This window comes from Pedobacter sp. GR22-10 (assembly GCF_026239715.1).
Taxonomy (GTDB): Bacteria; Bacteroidota; Bacteroidia; order Sphingobacteriales; family Sphingobacteriaceae; genus Pedobacter.
Genome location: NZ_JAPIVR010000007.1, coordinates 82,493 through 106,521 on the forward strand (window position 1 = coordinate 82,493; position 24,029 = coordinate 106,521).

20 protein-coding genes are annotated in these 24,029 nt (G+C 38.6%); 3 read left to right on the forward strand and 17 right to left on the reverse strand.

Annotation, left to right across the window (positions count from 1 at the left end; all coding sequences use genetic code 11):
• Nucleotides 1–290 precede the first annotated feature (290 nt).
• Nucleotides 291–1,388, forward strand: coding sequence for a slipin family protein (locus OQX64_RS21290; protein ID WP_265820270.1), 1,098 nt, complete (start codon nt 291–293; stop codon nt 1,386–1,388).
• Between the two features lie 61 nt (nt 1,389–1,449).
• Nucleotides 1,450–2,874 (forward strand): RtcB family protein, encoded by a 1,425-nt coding sequence (locus OQX64_RS21295; RefSeq protein ID WP_265820271.1) that lies wholly within the window; start codon nt 1,450–1,452, stop codon nt 2,872–2,874.
• Between the two features lie 189 nt (nt 2,875–3,063).
• Here OQX64_RS21295 and OQX64_RS21300 read toward each other — a convergent pair whose 3' ends face one another.
• The 17 genes from OQX64_RS21300 to OQX64_RS21380 all read right to left on the reverse strand — a co-directional run bounded on the left by OQX64_RS21300 (nt 3,064) and on the right by OQX64_RS21380 (nt 22,764).
• Complete coding sequence (locus OQX64_RS21300; RefSeq protein ID WP_265820272.1) at nt 3,064–4,317, reverse strand: pyridoxal phosphate-dependent aminotransferase; 1,254 nt, start codon at nt 4,315–4,317, stop codon at nt 3,064–3,066.
• Between the two features lies 1 nt (nt 4,318).
• Nucleotides 4,319–5,650: an argininosuccinate lyase gene (gene argH, locus OQX64_RS21305; protein ID WP_265820273.1), complete on the reverse strand. Its 1,332-nt coding sequence runs from the start codon at nt 5,648–5,650 to the stop codon at nt 4,319–4,321.
• Between the two features lie 206 nt (nt 5,651–5,856).
• Complete coding sequence (locus OQX64_RS21310) at nt 5,857–6,924, reverse strand: M20 family metallo-hydrolase (protein ID WP_265820274.1); 1,068 nt, start codon at nt 6,922–6,924, stop codon at nt 5,857–5,859.
• Between the two features lie 93 nt (nt 6,925–7,017).
• A complete protein-coding gene (gene proC, locus OQX64_RS21315) occupies nt 7,018–7,830 on the reverse strand; it encodes a pyrroline-5-carboxylate reductase (protein ID WP_265820275.1) in 813 nt (270 codons plus the stop codon).
• A 232-nt stretch (nt 7,831–8,062) separates the two neighbouring features.
• Nucleotides 8,063–8,857: an acetylglutamate kinase gene (argB, locus tag OQX64_RS21320; protein ID WP_265820276.1), complete on the reverse strand. Its 795-nt coding sequence runs from the start codon at nt 8,855–8,857 to the stop codon at nt 8,063–8,065.
• Nucleotides 8,858–8,914: 57 nt separating this feature from the next.
• Nucleotides 8,915–9,403: a DUF1016 N-terminal domain-containing protein gene (locus tag OQX64_RS21325; protein WP_265820277.1), complete on the reverse strand. Its 489-nt coding sequence runs from the start codon at nt 9,401–9,403 to the stop codon at nt 8,915–8,917.
• 82 nt (nt 9,404–9,485) lie between these two features.
• A complete protein-coding gene (locus tag OQX64_RS21330; RefSeq protein ID WP_265820278.1) occupies nt 9,486–10,460 on the reverse strand; it encodes an acetylornithine carbamoyltransferase in 975 nt (324 codons plus the stop codon).
• A gap of 94 nt (nt 10,461–10,554) precedes the next feature.
• Nucleotides 10,555–11,691, reverse strand: coding sequence for an aspartate aminotransferase family protein (locus OQX64_RS21335; protein ID WP_265820279.1), 1,137 nt, complete (start codon nt 11,689–11,691; stop codon nt 10,555–10,557).
• 29 nt (nt 11,692–11,720) lie between these two features.
• Nucleotides 11,721–12,089 carry a four helix bundle protein gene (locus tag OQX64_RS21340; protein WP_265820280.1) on the reverse strand — a complete coding sequence of 123 codons (369 nt, stop codon included), beginning with the start codon at nt 12,087–12,089 and terminating at the stop codon, nt 11,721–11,723.
• Between the two features lie 31 nt (nt 12,090–12,120).
• Nucleotides 12,121–13,128, reverse strand: a complete 1,008-nt coding sequence (gene argC, locus OQX64_RS21345) for an N-acetyl-gamma-glutamyl-phosphate reductase (RefSeq protein ID WP_265820281.1) — start codon at nt 13,126–13,128, stop codon at nt 12,121–12,123.
• Between the two features lie 150 nt (nt 13,129–13,278).
• A complete protein-coding gene (gene argG, locus OQX64_RS21350; protein WP_265820282.1) occupies nt 13,279–14,472 on the reverse strand; it encodes an argininosuccinate synthase in 1,194 nt (397 codons plus the stop codon).
• The gene (locus OQX64_RS21355) at nt 14,472–15,173 is read right to left on the reverse strand and encodes an N-acetyltransferase (protein ID WP_088302539.1); all 702 of its coding nucleotides are present in this window, start codon (nt 15,171–15,173) and stop codon (nt 14,472–14,474) included. Before OQX64_RS21355 ends, argG begins: the two co-directional genes overlap by 1 nt.
• Before the next feature lie 349 nt (nt 15,174–15,522).
• Nucleotides 15,523–16,065, reverse strand: coding sequence for a hypothetical protein (locus tag OQX64_RS21360; RefSeq protein WP_088302538.1), 543 nt, complete (start codon nt 16,063–16,065; stop codon nt 15,523–15,525).
• A gap of 244 nt (nt 16,066–16,309) precedes the next feature.
• The gene (locus OQX64_RS21365; protein WP_265820283.1) at nt 16,310–17,293 is read right to left on the reverse strand and encodes a DUF5007 domain-containing protein; all 984 of its coding nucleotides are present in this window, start codon (nt 17,291–17,293) and stop codon (nt 16,310–16,312) included.
• 18 nt (nt 17,294–17,311) lie between these two features.
• Nucleotides 17,312–18,001, reverse strand: a complete 690-nt coding sequence (locus tag OQX64_RS21370) for a hypothetical protein (RefSeq protein WP_140418703.1) — start codon at nt 17,999–18,001, stop codon at nt 17,312–17,314.
• A gap of 25 nt (nt 18,002–18,026) precedes the next feature.
• Nucleotides 18,027–19,544, reverse strand: a complete 1,518-nt coding sequence (locus tag OQX64_RS21375; RefSeq protein WP_088302535.1) for a RagB/SusD family nutrient uptake outer membrane protein — start codon at nt 19,542–19,544, stop codon at nt 18,027–18,029.
• Nucleotides 19,545–19,554: 10 nt separating this feature from the next.
• Nucleotides 19,555–22,764: a SusC/RagA family TonB-linked outer membrane protein gene (locus OQX64_RS21380; protein WP_265820284.1), complete on the reverse strand. Its 3,210-nt coding sequence runs from the start codon at nt 22,762–22,764 to the stop codon at nt 19,555–19,557.
• 476 nt (nt 22,765–23,240) lie between these two features.
• Here OQX64_RS21380 and OQX64_RS21385 point away from each other — a divergent pair, with 476 nt between their 5' ends.
• On the forward strand, nt 23,241–23,942 hold the full coding sequence (locus OQX64_RS21385; RefSeq protein ID WP_265820285.1) for a DUF4397 domain-containing protein: 702 nt from the start codon (nt 23,241–23,243) through the stop codon (nt 23,940–23,942).
• Nucleotides 23,943–24,029 lie beyond the last annotated feature (87 nt).

The following is a 24,029-nucleotide window of genomic DNA, read 5'->3' on the forward strand; positions in this document are numbered from 1 at the left end:
CCGCCCACCAGAATAAGCGTTGTAAAACCGCATTTGGCTTAAGGATTAATTTCAATCTTAAAGCAAATTCGTCTTTCGCTTTGTAAGTAAAAATGATGAAAGAGCTGATTTAAAAATCAAATCTCGCCGAAAATTTATTTAAATCCTCGGATTTACCTACTTAATAAAGCTTGATTTCATTCTTAAAAACATCATAATTCTTCTTACTTCCGCAAGAAACAAATGAATGCGCTTTTGCAATGCTTTGTAAAGAAAAAATCAAATAATTATAAATCTTAACATCAAAAAACATGAAAAGAGTAAGTATTAACACCAATTATGTTGGATTGGTGTTTAAAAAAGGAAAATTAAAAAACGTTTTAACAGCTGGAACTTACTGGTTAGGTTTTGGCGAAGACATTACCGTATACGACATGGGTAAGGAATATTGCTTCACCATTGCAGAGTTAGAAGTTTTGTTAATGAACAACGACTTTGTAAACTTAGTGCATATTGTTGAAGTAGCTGATAATGAGTTGGCTTTGGTTTACAGAAATAACAATTTTAAAAGTGTATTAACCGCAGGTAAACATGCCATTTGGAAAGGTTTATCAGAATACAACTTTATTAAGGTAAACATCAGCAACATTAATATTGACGAAACAATTGATAAAAACTTATTGGACAAAGCACCATTAATAAATTACATCAGGGCCAACAAAGTAGAGTCATACGAAAAAGGATTGTTATTTATCGATGGAAAATTTGAAAAAATAGTGGGTGCAGGAAACTATTTGTACTGGAAAAATGCCACTACAATTCATGTTTTAAAAACTGATATGAGACAATTGAACATGGAAATTCTTGGACAAGAAATCTTAACCAAAGATAAAGCACAATTGAGGGTAAACTTCAGCATTCAGTATAAAGTTGATGATATCATCAGGGCGTTATTGGAGAACAAGGAATTCGAAAAACAATTGTACATCACCATGCAATTGGCATTAAGAGAATCTATTGGCCTTATGACTTTTGACGAATTGATGGAAAGCAAGGAAAAAATTGCTGAAATGGTAATGGCCACCACATTGGATAAGGTTGAAAGCTTAGGTGTAAAATTGACCAACTGTGGTGTTAAAGACATTGTTTTACCAGGTGATGTGAAGGAGATTATGAACCAGGTTTTAGTTGCTGAAAAACGGGCACAAGCCAATATCATTACCCGCAGAGAAGAAACGGCCTCGACCAGAAGTTTGTTGAATACTGCCAAATTAATGGAAGACAACAGCATGTTGTATAAGTTGAAAGAGATGGAATACGTAGAGAAAATCGCGGAGAAAATCAATAACATCAGCTTATCTGGCAGCGGACAAATTGTCGATCAGTTGAAACAGATTTTCGTGAAATAAACTAAATTTAAAAACCCTCGGTTAGGTGAATGTTGCCTGCCGGGGATTAATGTAGAAAAAAATGAACAACAACATCACAGGTAATAACCTGATCGAAATAGGTTATACCGAAGGAAAAATAGTAGGCTTAGCATTAGCTATCGTGAAAGAAAATTTTGCGGATATTGAAGAAAAAGAATTATTGGCCTTATTTAAGAAAGTAAAAGATTATCCGGAAAGTTTTTTGGATGATGAAATATTGAACACTTTGGCAACAGCCTTGATTGAGGAAGCCAATCCAAAATCAGACGGAACTATTAAACTGATTGATCACGCAAAAGATTATTCAATTTTCGGCGCTGATTACATTGAAGAAGGCGCAAGAAACCAAATGGATATTGCCATGAAATTACCGGTTACGGTTGCAGGTGCATTAATGCCTGATGCCCACCAAGGTTATGGTTTGCCCATCGGTGGCGTATTGGCTACGAGAAATGCGATTATTCCTTATGGAGTAGGTGTAGATATCGGTTGCCGGATGGCTTTAAGTATTTTTGATATTCCCGAAAAACATTATTTCGGTAAAGATGCCATGTACAAACGAGAACTGATTGCTTTTACCAAATTTGGTGCAGGTCAAAATTTTAAAGGTAATGAAAAAGCAGATCATGAGGTTTTAGAGAACGGGGCTTTCAACAGCATTCCTTTCCTGAAAAACCTGCATGGAAAGGCTTGGGCACAATTGGGTACTTCGGGTGGTGGAAATCACTTTGTGGAATGGGGGATCATTGACTTCGCAGAACGAGATGAAATTTTAAACATTGATAAAGGCCGTTATGTGGCTTTATTAACGCATTCAGGTTCGCGAGGCCTTGGCGCAACAATTGCTGGTCATTATACTAAACTGGCTAAAGAGATCTGTAAATTGCCCAAGGAGGCTGTAAATCTGGCTTACCTTGACTTAAATACTTCCGAAGGACAAGAATATTGGATTGCCATGAATTTAGCCGGCGATTATGCATCAGCCTGTCATGAAGTGATCCATAAAAGGTTGACTAAAGCCATTGGTGCCAAAGTTTTGGCCAAAGTAGAAAACCATCATAATTTTGCCTGGAAAGAAATGCTTGATGGCGAAGAAGTAATTGTTCACCGAAAAGGTGCAACGCCTGCCGGTAAAGGCGTGATGGGGATCATCCCGGGAAGTATGACTGCACCAGGATTTTTAGTTAGGGGAAAAGGTGAAGTGAATGCCATCAATTCTGCTTCGCATGGTGCAGGTAGACAAATGAGCCGAACAAAAGCGATTCAATCGATTACGAAATCGGAGATGAAGGCCATTTTGAAAGATCATCATGTCACCTTAATCGGCGCAGGTTTAGATGAGGCACCAATGGCCTATAAAGACATTGATAAAGTGATGGCAGCACAAACTGAACTGGTTGATGTTATCGCTAAATTCGAGCCTAAAATGGTGAGAATGGCTGATGATGGAAGCAGGGAGGATTAGCGTGGAGTGTTGAGTCTTTAGTCCAAAGTCCTTAGTCTATAGAAAAGTCGTCATCTCGACTGAAGCATATGGAAAATGGAGAGATTTATATTAGATTTCTCAATTACGTTGCATGTGCCCCAAATGACGATCAAACTAAAAAAACCTCTTCAAAATTAATTGAAGAGGTTTTTTTATCTATTTATAATCTTATTTCAATTTACTCAATGCCGCTTTAATCCTTGGCAACATATCTTTAATATCCTGCAAAGTACATGCACCTACTGATGCCCTGAACCAAGGCATACTATCTGCATTTCCGAAGGCAGAAAAAGGAACCAAAGCTGCGCCAGCTTCTTTGATCAGGTAGAAATTCACATCTGCACTGTCTTTTAAAACCTGACCATCTTCAGTGGTTTTTCCGATATAGTCGATTTTAATGGTTAAATAAATGGCACCCATCGGCTCTACAGCCTCCACATTAAAGCCCTCATTCTTTAATTCGTTAAAGCCATTATAAAGGGCATTCAAACTATCCTGAATCTGGCTCTTAAAACTGGTTAAGAAAGTATCAACCTGTACTTTATTATTAAAGTAATTTGACATGGCCACCTGCTCAGCCTTAGGTGCCCAGGCACCCATGTGCCCAACCAATGCTTTCATCCTGTTGATAATATCTTCCGGACCAAAACCCCAGCCTACACGCACGCCGGTTGCAGCTAAACACTTAGAACTGCCATCTACAAATACGGTAAACTCACGCATCGCCGGACGTAAAGAAACCGGATTTACATGGGCTTTGCCAAAAGTTAGAAGCGAATAAATCTGATCATACATCATGTACAATGGTTTTTCATCTGCGCCACGCGAAGCATTTTCTTCTAAAACCGCATCACAGATTTCAGCCAGCGAATCTGCATCAAACATGGTTCCGGTTGGATTTAATGGCGAACATAAAGCCAATAAAGTTGCTCCTTTTAAATGCGGTTTTAATTGTGCAGCTGTTGGCATAAAATTATGCGCAGCATCTGTTTCTACAGCAATAGTTTTAGCCGAAGTTAAGTGGCAATAGTGATTGTTATTCCAGGAGGGTGCCGGAAAAACAACGGTGTCTCCCGGATCGATTAAGGCTAAATAAGTTGCATAAATTAACGGACGGGAACCGCCTGAAACCAAAATACTGTTAGTATTGTATTCCAATCCGAATCTATCTTTCAGTAATTCAGAAACAGTTTCGCGTAATTGTAAAACGCCATCTGCAGGAGGATAGTTAGTTTGATTTGCATGGTATGCATCTACAATTCCGGCTTTCAATTCGCTTGGTATCGGGTAAATATTCGAATCGAAATCACCGATGGTTAAGTTAGCGATTGAAGCGCCTTTGCGTTTCATTTCGTTAACTTCATTGCCAATTTTTATAATTTCTGAGCCAATTAATGCACTGGCTAATACTGAAACTTTCATATTATGCTATTAAATCTTCTATTGCTTTATTCACTTTTTCAAAACCAAACTGAGCTAAAACCTGCTGCATTGCTGCCGTAATCTGCTCGTTACAAAGGTTGCCAATACTGCCTTCATGTGTATGTTTGATCTCACTTGATGGTGCAAAGGTACCATTTTCAATCTGTTCGCCTACAATTTTATATGCTTCCCTGAATGGAACCCCCTGCAACGCCAGTTCATTAACCACCTCTACACTAAACAGATAATCGTATTTTTTATCTTTTAAGATGTCATCCTTGATAGTGATGTTTTGAAACATGAATGTAGCGATCTCCAAACATTCATTCAGGGAAGTAATGGCTGGAAAAAGATTTTCTTTCAGCAATTGTAAATCTCTGTGATAACCTGATGGCAAATTGGTGATCATCATGGCAATTTCATTGGGCAAAGCCTGTATTTTATTGCAACGTGAACGAATCAGTTCAAAAACATCCGGATTTTTCTTGTGCGGCATAATACTCGAACCTGTAGTCAGTTCTGCCGGAAAACTAATGAAACTGAAATTCTGGTTGATGAATAAACATACATCCATTGCCATTTTGGCCAAAGTAGCCGCAATGGAACTCATGGCCTGTGCCAAAATTCTTTCTGTTTTTCCACGCCCCATCTGCGCATAAACCACATTGTAGTTTAAACTTTCGAATCCTAATAATTCAGTCGTTAAAGTTCTGTTTAATGGGAATGACGAACCATAACCAGCGGCAGAACCCAATGGATTTTTATTGGTAATTTTCCAGGCAGCAAGCATCAGTTCAAGATCATCGGCAAGGCTTTCCGCGTAGGCACCAAACCATAGTCCGAATGATGATGGCATGGCAATCTGCAAATGCGTGTAGCCTGGCATCAATTTATCTTGGTGTGTATTACTTAATTCAATTAATTGGTTAAACAAGATTGATGTCTGATTGACCATATCTTCAATACAAGCCCTGAAAAATAGCTTTAAATCAACCAGAACCTGATCATTACGTGAGCGTCCACTGTGGATCTTCTTTCCCGCCTCACCAATTCGCTGCGTAAGCAACCATTCTACCTGCGAATGAACATCCTCTACGGTATCTTCAATAGTGAAATTTCCAGCCTCAATTTCAGCATAAATATTTTTCAATTCCTGCTGAACGGTTTTTAATTCATCAGCAGTAAGCAGGTTAATGGTTTCCAACATTTGCGTATGGGCCAGAGAGCCCAACACATCAAATTTTGCCATTTGTAGATCCAGTTCACGGTCTTTTCCAACCGTAAAGGTTTCTACAAATTTATTTACGTCTGTATTTTTTTGCCAGATTTTCATTTTAAATCTATTTAACCGCAAAGGGCACTAAGTTTTTTCGCAAAGTGCGCCAAGCTATTTTATAATTTTAGCACAGAGTTCATGAAGTTTTTCAGAGAACACAAGGCTATTTTTACCACAAAGACACTAAGCACAAAGGTTTTTGAATCTTTTAAAAGATAAAGGGGGCATTTAAGTTTCACACCTGAACCTTACGCCTTAAACCCTCAACCTTCAATAACCGGTTTTAACATATTCACATATCCTTCCACACCTTCTGCTACTTCCCTCACATACAAAAACTCATCAGCCATGTGCGAGCGGCCAGAAAAACCTGGTCCGCATTTTACAGATGGAATATCTAATAAAGCCTGATCGGATGTTGTTGGCGAACCATAAGTGGTTTTACCCAATGCCATACCAGCCTGAACTACAGGATGGTTTTTATCGATTGATGATGGCTTTAAACGGATAGATCGTGGCGTAACATCACAATCTACATTGGCCCGGATAATTTCTAAAACTTCTTCGTTGGTATATGCATCAGTCACCCGGACATCTACTGTAAAAGTACAATTTGCCGGAACCACATTATGCTGCGAACCCGCATTGATAATGGTAACCGACATTTTCAGCGGACCAAAAACCTCAGAGACTTTCGGGAACTGATAATTCCTGAACCATTCGATAGCTGCCAATGCTTTGTAAATGGCATTTTCGCCTTCTTCACGTGCCGCATGACCTGCTTTGCCATGAGAAACACAATCCAATACTAATAATCCACGTTCAGCAATGGCTAAATTCATTTCTGTCGGTTCACCCACAATTCCGAATTCCAATTCACCTAAATCAGGCAGAACCAATTCTAATCCGTTATTACCGGAAATTTCTTCTTCCGCCGTTGCGGCCAAACAGATGTTATATTTTAAATTTTCCTGTTCATAGTAATATAAAAACGTACCGATTAAGGAAACCAGACAACCACCAGCATCATTACTGCCCAAGCCGAATAATTTATCTCCTTCAATGGCTGCATCGTAAGGATCACGGGTATAACCAGAATTTGGCTTTACCGTATCATGATGGGAATTGAGCAACAGTGTTGGTTTCTTCGCATCAAAATGTTTGTTATATGCCCAAACATTATTCATTTTGCGGTGGGTTTTAACGCCCCGCTCATCCAAAAACTGCGCAATTAAATTAGCCGTTCTATCTTCTTCTTTACTAAAAGACTGGATACGAATCAATTGACGCAATAAATCCAGACTTTCCTTTTGTATATTTTCTAATGACATAGTATCAAGTAATGAGTATCAGGCATCAAGACAATTTTCATCTTAACATGCATGATACTTTTTATTTTGCTTTCAGCTTTAGTCTTTCTGCTTTTAGCTTTCCTTGGTATATAAATTCCCGGCTTTTAAGGCCGAAAGTTTAATTCCCTTTATTAGTGATGAGCTAAAACCATTGTGTTCCATTTCGTTTAAACCGGCAATGGTACAACCTTTCGGCGAAGTTACTTTATCTATTTCTGATTCCGGGTGTGTACCATGCAATAAAAGTAAATCGGCCGCTCCTTTTGCCGTTTGAACAGCCATTTTAAGTGCTTCATCGGCATGGAAACCAATTTCTACGCCACCCTGCGATGCTGCCCGGATCGCCCTTAAAAAAAACGCAATCCCACAGGCACAAAGTGCGGTAGCAGAAGTCATTAAATCTTCGTTTATTTTAACTACCGAGCCTACGGTTTCAAACATTTTGGTCACATCCGCAATATTTTCAGCCGAGGCATTATCACTGGCCATGCAAGTCATCGATTGTCCGATGGCAATTGCCGTGTTTGGCATTACACGAATCACTTCTACATCCTCACCCAGTTTCGCTCGAACCGCAGCACAGCTGACACCGGAAATTACAGAAATAACCAAATGTTTAGCCGAATCTATCGACGCATTGATTTCATCTAAAACAGTGTTTAACTGTTGCGGCAAAACGGCGAGGATGACAACATCAGCTTTGGAAACAGCCTCTTTATTGTTATTGCTCACTACAAATCCAGCTTCGGCGAAAGATTTTAAATGATCAATATTTCTACGGGTAAGTGTAATATCGCCCGCTTGAGCAAAGTCGGCCTTTACCAAACCTTTAGCTAAAGATAAACCTATATTTCCGCTACCAATGATGGCTATTTTTTTTGTCATGATTCCTAATTTTCCTGCGGGTTGATTACACAGATGATTTGATTACAAAGATTTATATATTTTTTGAAAAGCAATTTCAGCAATTCTATTGATGTTCAGTCCTGCTATTCGTTACAAGTCCCGATGAAAAATCGGGAGCTTTCCACTACTATCAGGTTTAAATGGCAAAAGCAGAATTCATCGGTTTCTTTTCCTTTCTAATCCCAGAACCTTCAGCCTTTCTTCTCTACCTTTACTTCAGCATTTTGGTGCCAAACATTCCATCAGCCAGTTCTGCTAATTCATCGGCTTTGCCAATATAAACGGCAGAAACACCTTTTTTAATGGCCTCGAAAGCATTGTGCAATTTTGGAATCATTCCGCCCTGCACAGTTCCATCAGCTTTAAGTCCTTCAAATTCATCTGCTTTGATTTCTCTAACTACAGAATCATCATCATTTACATCTTTCAACACACCTTTTTTCTCGAAGCAATATACCAAACGCGTTTCGTATAAAGCCGACATGGCTACCGCAACCGATGATGCAATGGTATCAGCATTGGTATTTAACAGTTGGGTTTCTCCATCATGTGTAATGGCACATAAAACAGGAACCAATCCGGCTTGCAATAATTTACTTAAGGTTTCGGCAGAGACAGATTTTTCATCCAAATCACCTACAAAACCATAATCGATCTCTTTCACAGGACGTTTTTTTGCCTGAATGATATTTCCATCCGCACCAGTTAAACCAATGGCATTGCTACCCTTCGCCTGCAACTGGGCAACCATATTTTTATTAATTAATCCTGCATAAACCATGGTAACAATTCGCAAGGTTTCAATATCGGTAATCCGGCGACCATCCACCATTTTCGCTTCGATGCCTAAACTTTCGCCCAGTTCTGTTGCGATTTTGCCACCACCATGAACCAGGATTTTATCGCCTGGCAAAGCGGTAAAATCCAGCAAAAACTGATGTAAGTTTGCGGAGTGATCGATGACGTTTCCACCAATTTTGATGATGGTCAGTTGCTTATTGTTCATTTCTATAAAAAATTTCAGAAAGTTGATGCAATTTTTCTGCGAGCAGTTTTTTATCAATCAACTTGGTTTCATAATCGGCAATGAGTGCTGGTTCTCTTCAATGCCTTTTGTTTTTGACAGTATTAACAGATGATGTGTCCAGTTTATTTTTAATAATATCCTTTTGCAAAAAGTAAAAATACTGCTTTCTAATTGTGTCACCACTGGTGACACTTTTAAGTTATGATCAGCTTGCAATTTTGTCAACAGTGTCGAAACAATTTGCTCATCGCTATACACTTCATAAAATTGTTTCATTCTATAAAGTCCGCGGCGGTTAAATCCCTTTAAGAGCGGTTGCTTTTCGGCGATATAATCTGCCAGATCATTTACTGTTCCATCACCCCAATTTCCAGCCAACACTTTTTCAGAAACAATTTTTCCAATATTAAAATACAACATTACCAACTCGGCGTTTGCCTTACTGTAGGCCCTGTTCCGTGCATCGTTGATCATGATAATCACCTGATGGAAATCGGATAAAGTACTTGTAATTGGCTTAGCCATGTATAAAAATAATTATAATTTTTATGATCGTAAGCTGTCTTCCTGATAAGTTGCAGGTTATAGGCCTTCAAATCGTAACAGATTATTTCAATTCTTCCAGCATCGATTTAATTACAGCTTGTGCGGCCCATAAACGGTTACCAGCTTCGTGAATGACTAATGAATTTGGTCCATCTAAGATTTCAGATGATAATTCCAAATCTCTGCGAACAGGTAAACAATGCATCACTTTCGCATCATTGGTGAATTTTAACTTTTCATTGTCCATCATCCAGCCTTCAGGATAATTTAATACTTGACCATATTCCTGATAGCTGCTCCAGTTTTTTACATATACATAATCTGCTCCGGCCAATGCCGCCTCTATATTATACTGAATATCGGCACCTTTGGTAAAATCTGCTGAAAGTTCATACCCTTCAGGTTGAGCAATGGTAAAATCGATCATTTCTTCTTCCTGTGCCTGACACATCCATTCAGCAAAAGAATTTGGCACAGCCTGTGGCAAGGCCTTTACATGAGGTGCCCAGGCTAAAACGACCTTTGGTTTACGTCCATCAGGTTTGTTCGTCCAGGTCTCGTGAATGGTAATGATATCAGCAAAGCTCTGTAGAGGATGGCGTGTAGCACTTTCTAAACTTACCACAGGAACTCCACAATATTTCACGAATTTATTAAAGAAATCTTCGCTATAATCTTCTTCACGATTATTTAGTTTAGGGAAAGATCGCAAGCCTAGAATATCGCAATATTGACCCATTACGGCAGCAGCTTCGCGGATGTGCTCCACGGTTGAGCCATTCATCACCACACCGTCCTGTGTTTCTAAAGCCCAGCCTTCTTTATCCAGATTCATCACCATCACATTCATCCCTAAATTTAAAGCAGCCTTTTGGGTACTTAAACGGGTGCGCAGACTTGGGTTCATGAAAACCAAACCCAGGGTCTTGTTTTTACCTAAATCCTGATGCGCATAAGGATTTGCCTTTAAGGCAAGCGCATCATTTACAAACTGCTTGATGCTTGGAACATCGTGCACGGAAGTGAAAAGTTTCATTTTAAAACGTTGTAAGTAGTAAGTTATACGTTATAAGTTTCGTATTCCTCATCCAAAATAATTTATAAATAGAGTCCTGTGTACTTAAAACGTACTACTTAGAACTTAAAACTAAAGCAAACGCTTCCAAAAATTCATCAGCATGTGCCTTGGTTAAATTCAAAGCCGGCAATAAGCGAATTACATTCGGCTTTGCTTCGCCGGTAAAAATATAGTGGGTGAGTAATAACTCTTTTTTAACATGGGCAAGCTCGGCTGGCAATTCAATACCAATCATTAATCCACGACCGCGAACTTCAACTACCTGTTCAATTTTTTTTAATTCTGTAATTAAGTAATTTCCGATTTCTTCGGCGTTTTTCATGAGGTTATCTTGCTCCATTACCTCTAAAACGGCTAATGCTGCTGCACAGGCCAGGTGATTACCACCAAAAGTGGTACCTAATTCTCCATGCCATGGTTTAAACTTAGGGGCAATTGAAATTCCTGCTACCGGAAATCCATTACCCATTCCTTTGGCCATGGTGTAAACATCGGCTTCAACCCCGGCATAATCGTGTGAATAAAATAAACCAGTTCTGCCATAACCACACTGAACGGAATCGGCAATGTAAACCGAATTGTATTCATCACAAAGCGCACGGATTTTCTGCAAGAAACTTTTTGAAGCTTCCTTAATTCCACCTACACCCTGAATACCTTCAATAATTACGGCCGAAATTTCATTACCTTGCGCTTTGAAAGTTTCTTCTAAAGCAACCTCGTTATTAAAAGGTAAAAAGATTACGTTTTTCGTCTGGTTAACCGGCGCAACAATTTTCGGATTATCAGTTACAGATACGGCCAATGATGTACGTCCGTGGAAAGCACCGGTGAAAGCAATCACTTTCTTTCTGCCGTTGTAAAATGAGGCTAATTTTAGCGCATTTTCGTTGGCTTCTGCTCCTGAATTTACCAAAAACAATTGGTAATCTATCTTACCAGAAACCTGGCCCAATTTTTCTGCCAGCTGTACCTGTAAAGGAATTTTAACTGAATTGGAGTAAAAACCAACTTTGTTTAACTGCTCGGTTAAGCGATTAACATAATGCGGATGGGTGTGACCAATGGAAATCACGGCATGGCCACCATATAGATCTAAATATTTTTGTTCATTAGCATCCCAAACATTGCTGCCGGCTGCTTTGGTAATTTCTATATCGTTAAGAGGATAAACGTCGAATAAGTTCATTGTTTGAGTTATGAGTTGTACGTTTTAAGTTATAGGTTTCGGTGCTTAGTTCTAACTTTCAAAATTAAACTGATAAGCATTGCCTTAACTTCATTAATACTATTTGATAAAATTGTAAATTGTTCTTCAGCTAGGTAGTCTAAATCTTTAGATAAAATCAAAAAGTATTCAGTCTCATTTGCTGAACCTAAAGAAATATTTAAAAAATTTGCCAAATCTGCCTGTGAATTTTTCCCACAGCCTTCGGCAATATTAGCTGGTATTGATGCCGATGCCCGCCGGAGTTGATTGGTAAGACTATACACTTCTTCTTTTGGGAAGCTCGCACTAATCTTATAAATACTAAGTGTAAGCTGGTGGGCTTTATCCCATACTTTTAAATCTTTAAAATTTTGCATACACTTATTATTTAAAACTTATAACGTATCACTAAAAATAGGCCGCTTTCAATTTAAGCCCTGCTGTTTCTTCCAGTCCGAACATTAGGTTCATATTCTGAACCGCTTGTCCGCTGGCACCTTTTAAGAGGTTATCAATAATGCTGATGATAAATAATTTATCGCCGTGTTTCTCTACGTGAACCAGCGCTTTATTGGTATTGACCACCTGTTTTAAATCGATATTTCGCCGGCTTACATGCGTGAAAGGATGGCTACTGTAATATTCTTCAAAAATGCGTTGTGCTTCTTCCAAAGAAGAATCACTTTCCAGATACATGGAAGCTAAAATACCTCTGGTAAATGCACCACGCTGCGGAATAAAACTCAAACGATCTGTTAGTGATGGCTGCAACTGCAACAAACTTTCACCAATCTCATTCAGGTGTTGATGCTCAAAAGCTTTGTAGATAGATAAATTATTATTTCTCCAGCTAAAGTGTGAAGTAGCATTTAAGCCTTGACCAGCACCTGTTGAACCCGTAGTCGCATTGATATGAACTTCACTATTGATTAAACCTTTTGCAGCCAGAGGTAATAAACCTAACTGGATACAAGTGGCAAAACAGCCAGGATTTGCAATGTTTTTGGCAGATTTTATTGCTTCGCGATTAAGTTCGGGTAAACCGTATGTGAAGTCTTTAGTCGGGAGCCCGGAGTCTGGATTCGAAAAAATGGCATTTGCAGTTAATCTGAAATCCTGAGATAGATCAATGATTTTAATGCTTTCCTTGATTGGATTGGCTGCTAAAAACTTTTTCGCATCACCATGGCCAACACATAAAAACAACACATCAATATTTTGTGGAATATCACTTACAAATTTTAGATCTGTATCTCCAATTAAATCAGTATGTACATCAGAAATCAGGTTTCCGGCATTGCTGGTACTATTGACGAAAGCAATCTCAACGTTTGGGTGGTTAACCAGAATACGAAGCATTTCACCACCAGTGTAACCCGCACCGCCAATTATTCCTGCTTTTATTTTATTACTCATAATCTGTTCTATCAATATAGATGGATATGAAAATTAGATTTTAATACTCCTTCGACAAGCTCAGATGACAACCCTTTGGGGATTGCTTCGTCGTGCCTCCTCGCAATGACGAGATGCATAAAGGTAGTTTTCCGCTTTAGTCTTTCAGCTTTAAGCTTCTTCTCCGTTTACCTTATGCCAAATCATCACCTGGTTACCAAAAATTTTAGAGAAGCCTTTCACATCTTCTCCGCTCCAGGCATTGTTCATTTCGCCGTAGCTACCAAATTTATTGCTCATTAAATCGTGGTTCGATTCGATACCAATAATCTGGAAGCGGTAAGGCAACAACTCCACAAATACTTTGCCGCTTACTACCTTTTGCGTATCAGTTAAGAAAGCTTCAATATTCCGCATGATCGGGTCGTGGAACTGACCTTCATGTAACCAATTGCCGTAAAAAGATGACAATTGCTCTTTCCAGCTTAACTGCCATTTGGTTAAAGTGTGTTTCTCTAAAGTGTGGTGAGCTTTAATAATTAATACCGGTGCCGCAGCTTCGAAACCCACACGACCTTTAATCCCGATGATGGTATCGCCAACATGTATATCGCGACCAATTCCAAAGGGTTGAGCAATGGCCTGTAATTTTTGAATCGCGCTTACAGGTGCCAATGTTTCACCATCAATGGCAACCAGTTCACCTTTTTCGAAAGTTAATTCAATTTTGCGTGCTTCCGTTTCCGAAACCTGCGTTGGCCAGGCACTTTCGGGTAAAGTTTCGTGAGAGGTTAAAGTTTCCTTCCCACCTACTGAAGTGCCCCATAAACCTTTATTAATGGAATATCTGGCTTTTTCTGCACTGTATTCCACACCATGTTCTGCTAAATATTCTATTTCCGCTTCACGGGATAATTTTAAATCTCTAATAGGTGTAATGATTTCAACTCCAGGGATCAGGATATTAAAAATCATATCAAAACGTACCTGGTCATTACCTGCACCAGTACTTCCGTGCGCCACATAATCTGCACCCACTTTTTTAACATAGTTGGCAATTGCCGTAGCCTGACTTACACGTTCGGCACTTACGGAAAGCGGGTAAGTTGCATTTTTCAATACATTACCAAAAATCAGGTATTTAATGCAGTCGTTGTAATAACTTTCTGTTTCATCTACTACGGCATGTGAAGCAACACCTAAAGCATAAGCTCTTTTCTCAATCTCCTGCAATTCTTCCTCAGAAAAACCACCGGTATTTACAATAACTGAATGAACTTCCAAGCCACGATCCTGTGCTAAATAAATACAACAAAATGAGGTATCAAGACCTCCGCTAAAAGCTAAAACAACTTTCTTTTTCATTATTTATGAAATAATAGGGTAAATAAAAACATCAAGGCCTTGAACCCGGATTTGGGTTTAGGTTTTACAACTAAACGTTGCTTGATGCGCATGAAGCGCTCATATAATTTAGGTTTCTTTTGTAATTCTTCTGCAAATCTTTTGGCCGCATCATGTTTCTGCGTAGCAGGATCATATAACATGGCTGTGCACATGCAGTTTTTACGTTCCTTCATTTTCAGGATCTCAAAGTTCACACAACTCTGACAGCCTTTCCAGAATTCCTCATCCTGTGTTAACTCAGAATAGGTAACCGGTTCGTAACCCAGGTCGGAATTAATTTTCATTACGGCCAAACCAGTGGTTAATCCGAAAATTTTTGCTTTGGGATACAAACTTCTGGAAAGATCAAAAACCTTTTCCTTAATGGCATGCGCTAAACCTGCCTTCCTGAATTTAGGAGAAACAATTAACCCGGAGTTTGCCACAAACTGACCATGGCTCCACGTTTCTATATAGCAAAAGCCGGCCCATGTACCATCTTTATGGAAAGCGATCACGGCCTTGCCTTCGATCATTTTACCAGCAACATAGTCTGGAGAACGCTTGGCGATACCGGTGCCACGTGCTTTTGCAGACTCAGCCATCTCAGTTACAATTTCTTCTGCAAATACACGATGTTCAGGAAGTGCAACCTGCACTATAAATTCGTTAATATCCATTCGTTTTCTAACGAAAAATTATAAGTATTCTTGTTAATTGGGTTTTTAGAGAGGATCAATTCCTCATAACGTTTAGTGGAGGTACTAAATACGTGGCGTGAAATTTTGCCGGCTTGTGGGATAATAAAATACAGGCTGAAAACGATTAATAAACAAACTCTTTCCAAACGCCAGTTGCGCGGAGAAAGCAGAAAGTTTATGTAAAAATTGTTTAATCATTTCAGGCGTATTAAAACGGCTATAACTCTATTGAGGTGCAAAGGTTTAAATAATAATCGAGTTACACAATATTTTTTGAATTTTTTACAATAATTGTAAAAATTAAAGCCCCTGAGTTGGGGCCTTAATTTTATTTTTTTGTTAATCCGACTGAAACCCTTGTTCCATCTACGAAAAAATTTAGTTTTTTAGGTGAGGTGCCTGCAGGCAAGCTAAATTTCCATACGGCTTCTGATGAAGCCTCCGGCTCAGGTTCGGTATTACCGCTCTCTTTATTTCCGGGAACCGCTGTACCATTATCCAATTCAAGTCTGGCATCAGCGGCAGAAACAGAGAAATATTTCTTAGCATCGAGGGTACTTTTATTGGTAACCTGCAGTTTAACAGTAAGTTCAGCACCTGTAGATTTACCATCCGCATCCTGCAATTCTACTGCAGTTGCTTCAGTTACCTTAACCAATGCTTCCTTGCTTTTGCCTAAAACAGCACTATCAGGTGTGATACTAAAGCTACTGCCTGCCGGTGCATTTTCTTGCTTCTCCGGTACAGTTACAACCGTTTCTGTCTTGGTAATGGTGGTATCAGCAGGTTTGTCCTTTTGAGAACTTCCACATGAAGCCATCACCAGTGTACCTAAGCAGATGCAGATTAATTTTGAGCTGTTTTTAATCATTTTAATAAATTTAGTGGTTAAACAAAATTATAATTGACATTTAATATTAAGATTACTAAATAGTTAAGTAAACCTCAGTTGAACAACTAATCATTTATTTTGTTTTTGAAAGAAGCGAGCAATAAACTGCCTCAACATTTAATTTCACTAAATTTATTTTTAAGGTTATTTAATTAGGAAACCCCACTCATACAGAAAGGCAATTCCATATGAAATTGCCTTTCCGTTTAATTGAATTTACATACTATTTTTTTGTTACATCAGGAAATTTCACCTGTATTACATATGTTCCTTCAAGCTTTAATTGCCATGACCACCGGGGATTTACAGAGAATGTTCCGAGAGATGCAGGAAAACCATCAACGGTGACAAAGTTACTTGGGATCCTGTAATACATTAAAAAGCCCCAATCTGTTGTTGGCGTAACATATTTGGTCAGTGGGAAAGGCGCTACCTCAAAATCACAAATCATGGCTGTATCAGTCTTAATAACCGGATTAAACTTTGCATAATTTTCAAAAATCGGCCGATCTCCTCTTTGTATGATTTCGCCTGCCTTAGGGTTAAAAACCTTTCCATTTTTATCAACCATTTTTAATATCGCCCTTGCACCATTATTAGAGATTTTAGTACAGGTAATAATGGGATTTTTCATAGGCGTTGCCACACCTGTAACATCGTGAAATGCATTCGAAACATTATCCGTAACCACAAATAAATCATCGCCTTCAGGGTCTACAACATTTATCGTTGCCAATTTTGGAAAAAGCTTTGTTCCGGTAACGTTTGTCATTTCAACATCAAAAACATACTTGCCCAATGGTAAATTTGCTGAAGCCCTATTGAATGTGAGTTGTCCGCTGTTTTCGTTGAAATACATGGGTAATCTTTTAACCGTTTCTCTTTTCTTGTTCAACAAATCAACAGTCACATCCTTTTCTGCATCGAAACTGGTACCCTCCTTAAACACCAGAATTTCATAGGCTTTAGAAAATTCTACCGGTGCAGGAGAACCGTCTTCTTTCCTGAGGTTTACCATTTTATAGGTAAATGGCGGTGTAGAGCCATCTGCATTAATCCTGTCAGACTGAAAAAGTATCAGGCCTCGTTTAGCATAAATATCGTTGTCTTTATAGCGAATGGCGTTACTTTGAAAACCTTTCTCAATTTTTAAGCAAGAATAAATACTCAGTAAAAACAGTATGCCTAAAATATATTTAATTTTCATGATTGAATATTTTATGGTTTAATTCCCTAACGATTGTCCATTAAAAAACAACCTATGATTTCCGTTTAAAACATGAACAATTCCTGTTTTTGTGATAATACCGGAGGTCTGTACGTCTACCGCTTTATCTTTTTGGTTATCCGGTATAGCATTCAGATCAGGTTCCGTATCATCGCGCGTACCTATCACTTTGGTATAGGTAACATAATCTATGTAATTCAAATACTGGGTATATTCCAAAGTAGATCGTCTAAACTTAATTAAATATTGGACATTTGGAATGGCACCTAACAAGCTATTGTACAGCTTCCCGGCAAGGCTAATCTGATCCCTGTTTATTTTACCTGCAAACAGGTAAGTTTTTAATGAATCACTAAGTTCCTGAGCCGGGATATCTTTGATTCCGAAATCAAAATTTTCTTTACCGAGTTGAAGACTCTTTTGATATTTTTTCGCTTTTACATAATCTGCTATTCCATAATTTGTGGTAGCAAAGAAGGTAGCATCGCCATTTACAGCATCTTTCAAACCCGCCTTATCAATCACTTTCACCAATGAATCAAAATTGCGATTGGATTTTAGGTAGTCATAAGTGGTCATATCAACAAAAGGACTACTCTGCCCCCCATCTCGTTTATAGTCGTCTTTTTTACATGCCGACATGGCCAGTAAAACAATCGACATATATATTAAAATAGTATTTTTCATGATTTTTAATATAAAAATTAATTATTTACACCTTACCCAACCAATATGTAGTTTGCTTTAAGAATGGATTGTTCCTAAACAAAGCGGGATCTACAGGCCAGTAAAAACCTTCTTTTTTAAATCTGTCTTCCGGTAGCCAGTCTACGATGAACCCATACCTTCTGGTGCGTAGCAAATCATAAAACAGGTGTCCTTCGAGATACATTTCCCGTCCGCGTTCGATAATGTATTCATCCATGACATCGCTTACAGACAAGCCGTTATCTACCAACACAGGATTGGGATCATTCCTCCTTCTGAATGTATTGATAATTGAGGTAGCCGTGGCGGCATCTCCCTTATACAGTGCGATTTCAGCTTTTAGCAATCTCATATCACCTAACCTGAAGATTATGATGTTATTGCTTAAATATGGATTTAACTTTTGCCCCGGATTTCTGTATGTCACATTGGAATATTTCAGACACACTGGCTTATCCGGCAGGGTTACATCAAAGCCTTTGGTGTATCTGATATCAGTAGTTGTAGAAAAATGATCTTTCAGATACCTGGGCACCACAAAGTACCTTGGATTATTACCGTTTCCTTTTACATAGCTTTCGTTTAAAAAGCCCCCGCCTATTGAACTATTAGAACCTTCCAACGTATTCTCGCTTATATTGATTTCAAAAATACCTTCTGAAGAACGACCTATAAAAGTATTCTTATAATTGGCCGTATCAGTTAAAGTATAGCCACCACGATTGATTAGTGTGTTAATCGTAGTATCTGCGCTATTTACATCAACCAGGTTGGGCGTGTCTGAACTGACATTGGACATGGTGGCCCGCCATAAATACAAATGGGCTAAAAGTGCATATGCAGCTCCTTTGTTAGCTGTAACTTTCGCATCGCCACTGTTTTCATAAGTCCAGGTCAGCAAATTAATGGCTTTATGACAATCATCTTCAATGAGTTTCATTACCTCTGCCTTTGGCTTTCTGGGAAGTTGAGGTGCATTAAGTGGATCTTCATATGCTTCGGTAACAATTGGCAGATCGCCCCAAACCCTTACCATCATAAAATAACTTAATGCCCTTAAAAAATAAGCCTGGCCTAAAGTGTTATTTCTAAATGCAACAGCATCATTTTCCGCCGATAATTGGGCGTCGGTCATCGCCGCTACTTTTAACAATATGGTGTTCGACATCGCTATACTTTTATAGTAAAGCGTGTAATTGGCTAATGAGTTTAGGTTATACTGAAAGGTAAAATCGCCGGTTTGTATCCCCTCAAGCCCATCCCCACTATACTGAATGGTAAAATAATTTTTAGCAATTGCATCTCCATACATGTAATAGCGGTTATTTTTATTCGTAATTGCACCACGGAACAATGCGTAATTACCCGCCATGGCACTCCTTACATCTTTAGAAGTTTTCCAGAAAGTTTGCTCATATGGTGCATCTTTTGGTTCTTCATAAAGGAATTTTTTACAGGCACTGGTACTCAAGATCAAGGTTAGAGCACATAATATGCTGAGTTTTGTACGTAAATTTTTCATGTGAATGGTATTAAAATTGAACTTGAAGGCCTAATGTATATTTTCTAGGGATCGGGTATCCATTTCCATTATACTCGCCATATCCGTTTACAGCCTCCGCATCAGGCAGTTTTTTAGATTGCTGGAACATATGAACATTGTCAACTACCGCAAATATTTTAAGCTGGCTCAATCCCAATCTTTTTAAAGTCCTGGCATTCAGGTCGTAGCCGATATTGATGCTTCTTATCCTCAAATAACCACCCTTTTCTAAGAAAAAAGTTTGTGCCCCTGTATAATAATAGTGGTAACTACCCAAATCGTATTTAGCGTATTCAGCATTGTCGCCTGGATTTCTCCAGATATTAAGTCTGTCTAAATCAGGGGTGGAGAAATTTGCGAAATTTGATACAGCATCAATAGACGTTGAATTAGCAAAACGATCTGAATCAAATAAGTTCAGTACATCTCTTTTAAATGTAAATGTTGCAAAAATGCTCAACGAGAAATTTTTGTAGCTGAAATTATTGGTCCATCCACCTGTAAAACGCGGATTGGGATCGCCGACTGGCATTTTATCAGGATTAATTCCATCATTGAAAACATCAATAACACCATCTCCGTCAAGGTCAGCCAGATAAAATTCACCGGCTGCATAGGTACCACTCGTATTCTTGTACAATTCTCCTGTGAAAGGATTAACAGGGATATCACTTGTTCTCGAAAATACCCCATTTGTTCTATATAAGTAAAATGCATTTATTGGGCTCCCGACAGAAAGGATATGGGATTTATCAAACCGGTCACCTCTCAATACAATGTCTCTGCCACCGTTAGGCAGGCTCATGATCTGGTTTTTGTTGTAGGATATATTAAATGAGGTATTCCATTTAATCTTTTTACTGATTGGAGTTGCGTTAAAGGTCAATTCCATACCAGAATTGCGCACAGAAAATGCATTGGTAAACGCGTTATCATAACCAGAAGTAACTGGCAAGTCTACATTAAACAATTTATCCTTTACCTCTTTATTGTACACATCAAACGACAGTGCGTATTTTCCATTTTGGAATTCAAGATCAGTACCGATATTCCATTGCGTTGATTTTTCCCAGCTTAAATCTTTTTGTGCCACACCGTTAATAAAATTTGGAGTTATCGCTGTAACGCCGTTATATGAAGTTGCACCGGGGAGTCCATATTGAACACCATTAACAGCACCATTACCTTCAAACCCACCATTATTAACCAGGTATTTATTATACTGTACGTATGAATTCCTTAAATCTTCATTGCCGGTAGCACCGTAACTACCCCTGATTTTCACTAGTGTAAATGGATTATTAGTGATGTTTTTCATAAAATTTTCTTCGGATAATATCCAGCCTACCGATACCGAAGGGAAAACACCATATTTGTTGTTCTCGCCGAAACCAGATGAACCATCAGTCCTGAGTGTTCCGGATAACAAATATTTACTATCGTAGTCATAGTTAAAACGACCGTAATAGGCAATTAAACCATGTGCCCGATACTGCGACAAAGCAAAAATATTGGCTTGCTGAAATCCCGTTACCACTTGTATGTTATCAGAAGCACCACCAAATCCGGCAGCCTGTGTATTCTGATATTTATTGTATTCTATATCCTGCCCTACCACAGCACTGAAAGAATGCTTTCCAAGCGTACCATTGTAGTTTAGGTAATTAGAAGTTCTTAAACCAATACCACTGGAAGAAAAACTAGTCGCGCTGTTTCCAAAATTATTATTGAGCAGGCTACTTCTGCTGGCATCTCTCCGGGTATTGTCTGAAGTATATGAGGACTGCGAGTTTAGCGTAAAATGCTTATTAAACTCATAAGATAAATTCAAGTTGATGCCAAACTGATTACTGATGTTTTTATCGAGGTTCTCGCTGTTAGGACTTACAAAAAAATCTAGTTTCTCAGGTGACAAATTGATCAGTGACGAGGGCAGATTGCCAGCGCCAATTTTGGTTGGTTTGTTCGGATCATCTGGATCTTCATTTCCTCTCGCCCGATCAGCGCTTGAGTAGTAAAATTGTGGATTAATCATCAGCTTTTTATTCAAAGCCCTTGACGTTAAATTAATCCTCGAACTATACCTTTTAAATCCTGTTCCCTTTATAATTCCCTGCTCATTATAATAACCACCACTAAAACGGTAGGTCATTCCGTTGTCCGATCCACCGGTTATACTCAAGTTATTATCATTAATCTTACCCACCTGATAAAATAAATCCTGCCAATCTGTATTTCCGTTAAAAGCCGGATTTAAACTATCGGTAAGCAAATAGGGCAACTGTCTTCTTTGGTCGTAAGTAAGCTGACGCTGCAAAACTTCCATTTTTTGTCTGCGTTCTGTAGCGCCTATCGTTGCTTCCCTCAGATCTGGCCTTTGCACAAAACCCACATAACTACTTAAGGAAACCCTGGTTTCTCCGCTAACTCCTTTTTTGGTTGTAATCAGAATTACACCATTTGCCGCTCTTGATCCATAAATAGCTGCAGCTGATGCATCTTTCAACACATCGATTGATTCAATGTCGTTCGGATTAATCCCTGCAAGATAGTTTGTACCAGTTCCTGTACCAGGTGGCACAAAGTCATCTGAAGATTGTGGCACCCCATCAACCACGTATAATGGCGTTCTTACGGTATTAAACTGATCGTAGCTCGTACTCGCTGTTGAGTTACCACGTACCGAAACAGTTGGTGACACCCCAGGCTGGCCGGTAAAATTTTGAACATTTACGCCCGAAAGTCTGCCCTGTAACAATTGGTCAAAACTTGCAGCAGGTAAATTAGCCAGCTCTTTTCCGGAAATACTGGAAATAGAGGCCGTTGATTTTTTTCTGGTAATTTTTTGATAACCAATCAGTACCACCTCATCAAGCATCTTATTGTCGTCTTGTAAAGAAAAGTTCAGTATGGCATTTGCCGTAACAGGTTTCTCTACCGTTAAGAAGCCCACAATCCTTGCCACAAGTATTGCTTTACTATTTTGTACAGTTAATACGAACTTTCCATCTCCATTTGTGGAAGTACCATTTTTTGTTCCCTTTTCCAATATAGATACCCCAGGAATGGGTTTATCGTTCTGATCTAAAACGGTTCCCTTTATTATTTGCTGGGCAAATGCCAGCCAGGGAATTAATAAATAAAAAAATGTTGCAGATAGAAATTTCAGATAGAAATGTCTTGTAAAAGTTTTTTCCATTGACGGTTAGTTAGTTATGTTTGATTTTTAATAAAAGTAATGGTATTATACCAGCGTCTTTTATTCCTTTTTACCCAACAAACACCATATTTTAACTAAAACCAATCATTAGCCTCATGCGCTAACTAAAAATATTACTCATCACCTACATAAACCCGTTTATAGCTCCTTATTCCGCATGATGATGTAGCTTAAAAGCTGTTTACCCATAAAACTGAGGGCCTAAACATTATCATTTGAATGACTTAAACTTTGTATCAAATAGGTGTTGAACATCCTCCTATTTATTTTTATTGAGCAGATTATTTCTACAGCATCCTAAAACTGTTAAAATCTGACAGTTATCATTAACATCCCTTAACAAGATTTAACAATCACTGCTGATATTAAAACACAATATTTGTGCTATTGTAGCGCTTCCTAACCCGTCGCCGTTTAACCTTACACTACATTTATTAATCAAAATTTAAAAACCAATGAAAATGTTTACCCTTAAAAAACTGAGTTACTATTCCTTCTTAACCCTTATCATTTCAATGGGATTTATTTCCTGTAAAAAAACCGAAACTGTTGATCCAAACTTATCGAATTTAAGAGTAACTAACATTTCGCCTACACTGGGCACCTATAATGTATACCTGAATGAAACGCTACTGAATACCGCTGCATTACCATTTGCCGGATCAACCTCTTACACTACCAGAACCTCTGGCAACTATACCTTAAAATTTACAACGGCCGCTTCAACTGAAGGTATACTCACTAAAGCCCTTAATTTAACCGCCAGCACTAATCAATCTTTTTACCTGATCAACAAACCCGCTGCATTAGAAGTGTTAGCCTTAACGGATGATTTAACTATATCCTCCACAGACAAGGCATACATTCGCTTCATCAATCTTGCTCCGGATGCTTCCGCTATGGATTTGGTAAAAACAGGCAGCACAAATAGCTATGCAACAGGCAAACCTTATAAAAGTGCCAGTGGTTTTATCGCTGTCGACCCCGGAACATTTACCCTGGAATTAAAAGAAACCAGTTCCGGAACGGTTAAAGCTGTTTCTGAAAACAGTTCCTTTGCCGCAGGATATCACTATGATGTTATTGCCGGAGGTTTGGTTTCGCCTGCCAATGATACAGAAAGACCACTTAGCTTGAGGGTAATCCAAATCAAATAAACTTTTTACCGTTGTTGGTTTTTTGGGTTTCAATCCTGGTATAACCAGGAAACTAACATTTATCAGCTTCAGGATTCATCATTTCCG

Bases quoted from the DNA above. Each gene is read 5' to 3' on its own strand.
- OQX64_RS21290 (WP_265820270.1), top strand. From the start codon at position 291: ATGAAAAGAGTAAGTATTAACACCAATTATGTTGGATTGGTGTTTAAA.
- OQX64_RS21295 (WP_265820271.1), top strand. From the start codon at position 1,450: ATGAACAACAACATCACAGGTAATAACCTGATCGAAATAGGTTATACC.
- OQX64_RS21300 (WP_265820272.1), bottom strand. From the start codon at position 4,317: ATGAAAGTTTCAGTATTAGCCAGTGCATTAATTGGCTCAGAAATTATA.
- argH (WP_265820273.1), bottom strand. From the start codon at position 5,650: ATGAAAATCTGGCAAAAAAATACAGACGTAAATAAATTTGTAGAAACC.
- OQX64_RS21310 (WP_265820274.1), bottom strand. From the start codon at position 6,924: ATGTCATTAGAAAATATACAAAAGGAAAGTCTGGATTTATTGCGTCAA.
- proC (WP_265820275.1), bottom strand. From the start codon at position 7,830: ATGACAAAAAAAATAGCCATCATTGGTAGCGGAAATATAGGTTTATCT.
- argB (WP_265820276.1), bottom strand. From the start codon at position 8,857: ATGAACAATAAGCAACTGACCATCATCAAAATTGGTGGAAACGTCATC.
- OQX64_RS21325 (WP_265820277.1), bottom strand. From the start codon at position 9,403: ATGGCTAAGCCAATTACAAGTACTTTATCCGATTTCCATCAGGTGATT.
- OQX64_RS21330 (WP_265820278.1), bottom strand. From the start codon at position 10,460: ATGAAACTTTTCACTTCCGTGCACGATGTTCCAAGCATCAAGCAGTTT.
- OQX64_RS21335 (WP_265820279.1), bottom strand. From the start codon at position 11,691: ATGAACTTATTCGACGTTTATCCTCTTAACGATATAGAAATTACCAAA.
- OQX64_RS21340 (WP_265820280.1), bottom strand. From the start codon at position 12,089: ATGCAAAATTTTAAAGATTTAAAAGTATGGGATAAAGCCCACCAGCTT.
- argC (WP_265820281.1), bottom strand. From the start codon at position 13,128: ATGAGTAATAAAATAAAAGCAGGAATAATTGGCGGTGCGGGTTACACT.
- argG (WP_265820282.1), bottom strand. From the start codon at position 14,472: ATGAAAAAGAAAGTTGTTTTAGCTTTTAGCGGAGGTCTTGATACCTCA.
- OQX64_RS21355 (WP_088302539.1), bottom strand. From the start codon at position 15,173: ATGGATATTAACGAATTTATAGTGCAGGTTGCACTTCCTGAACATCGT.
- OQX64_RS21360 (WP_088302538.1), bottom strand. From the start codon at position 16,065: ATGATTAAAAACAGCTCAAAATTAATCTGCATCTGCTTAGGTACACTG.
- OQX64_RS21365 (WP_265820283.1), bottom strand. From the start codon at position 17,293: ATGAAAATTAAATATATTTTAGGCATACTGTTTTTACTGAGTATTTAT.
- OQX64_RS21370 (WP_140418703.1), bottom strand. From the start codon at position 18,001: ATGAAAAATACTATTTTAATATATATGTCGATTGTTTTACTGGCCATG.
- OQX64_RS21375 (WP_088302535.1), bottom strand. From the start codon at position 19,544: ATGAAAAATTTACGTACAAAACTCAGCATATTATGTGCTCTAACCTTG.
- OQX64_RS21380 (WP_265820284.1), bottom strand. From the start codon at position 22,764: ATGGAAAAAACTTTTACAAGACATTTCTATCTGAAATTTCTATCTGCA.
- OQX64_RS21385 (WP_265820285.1), top strand. From the start codon at position 23,241: ATGAAAATGTTTACCCTTAAAAAACTGAGTTACTATTCCTTCTTAACC.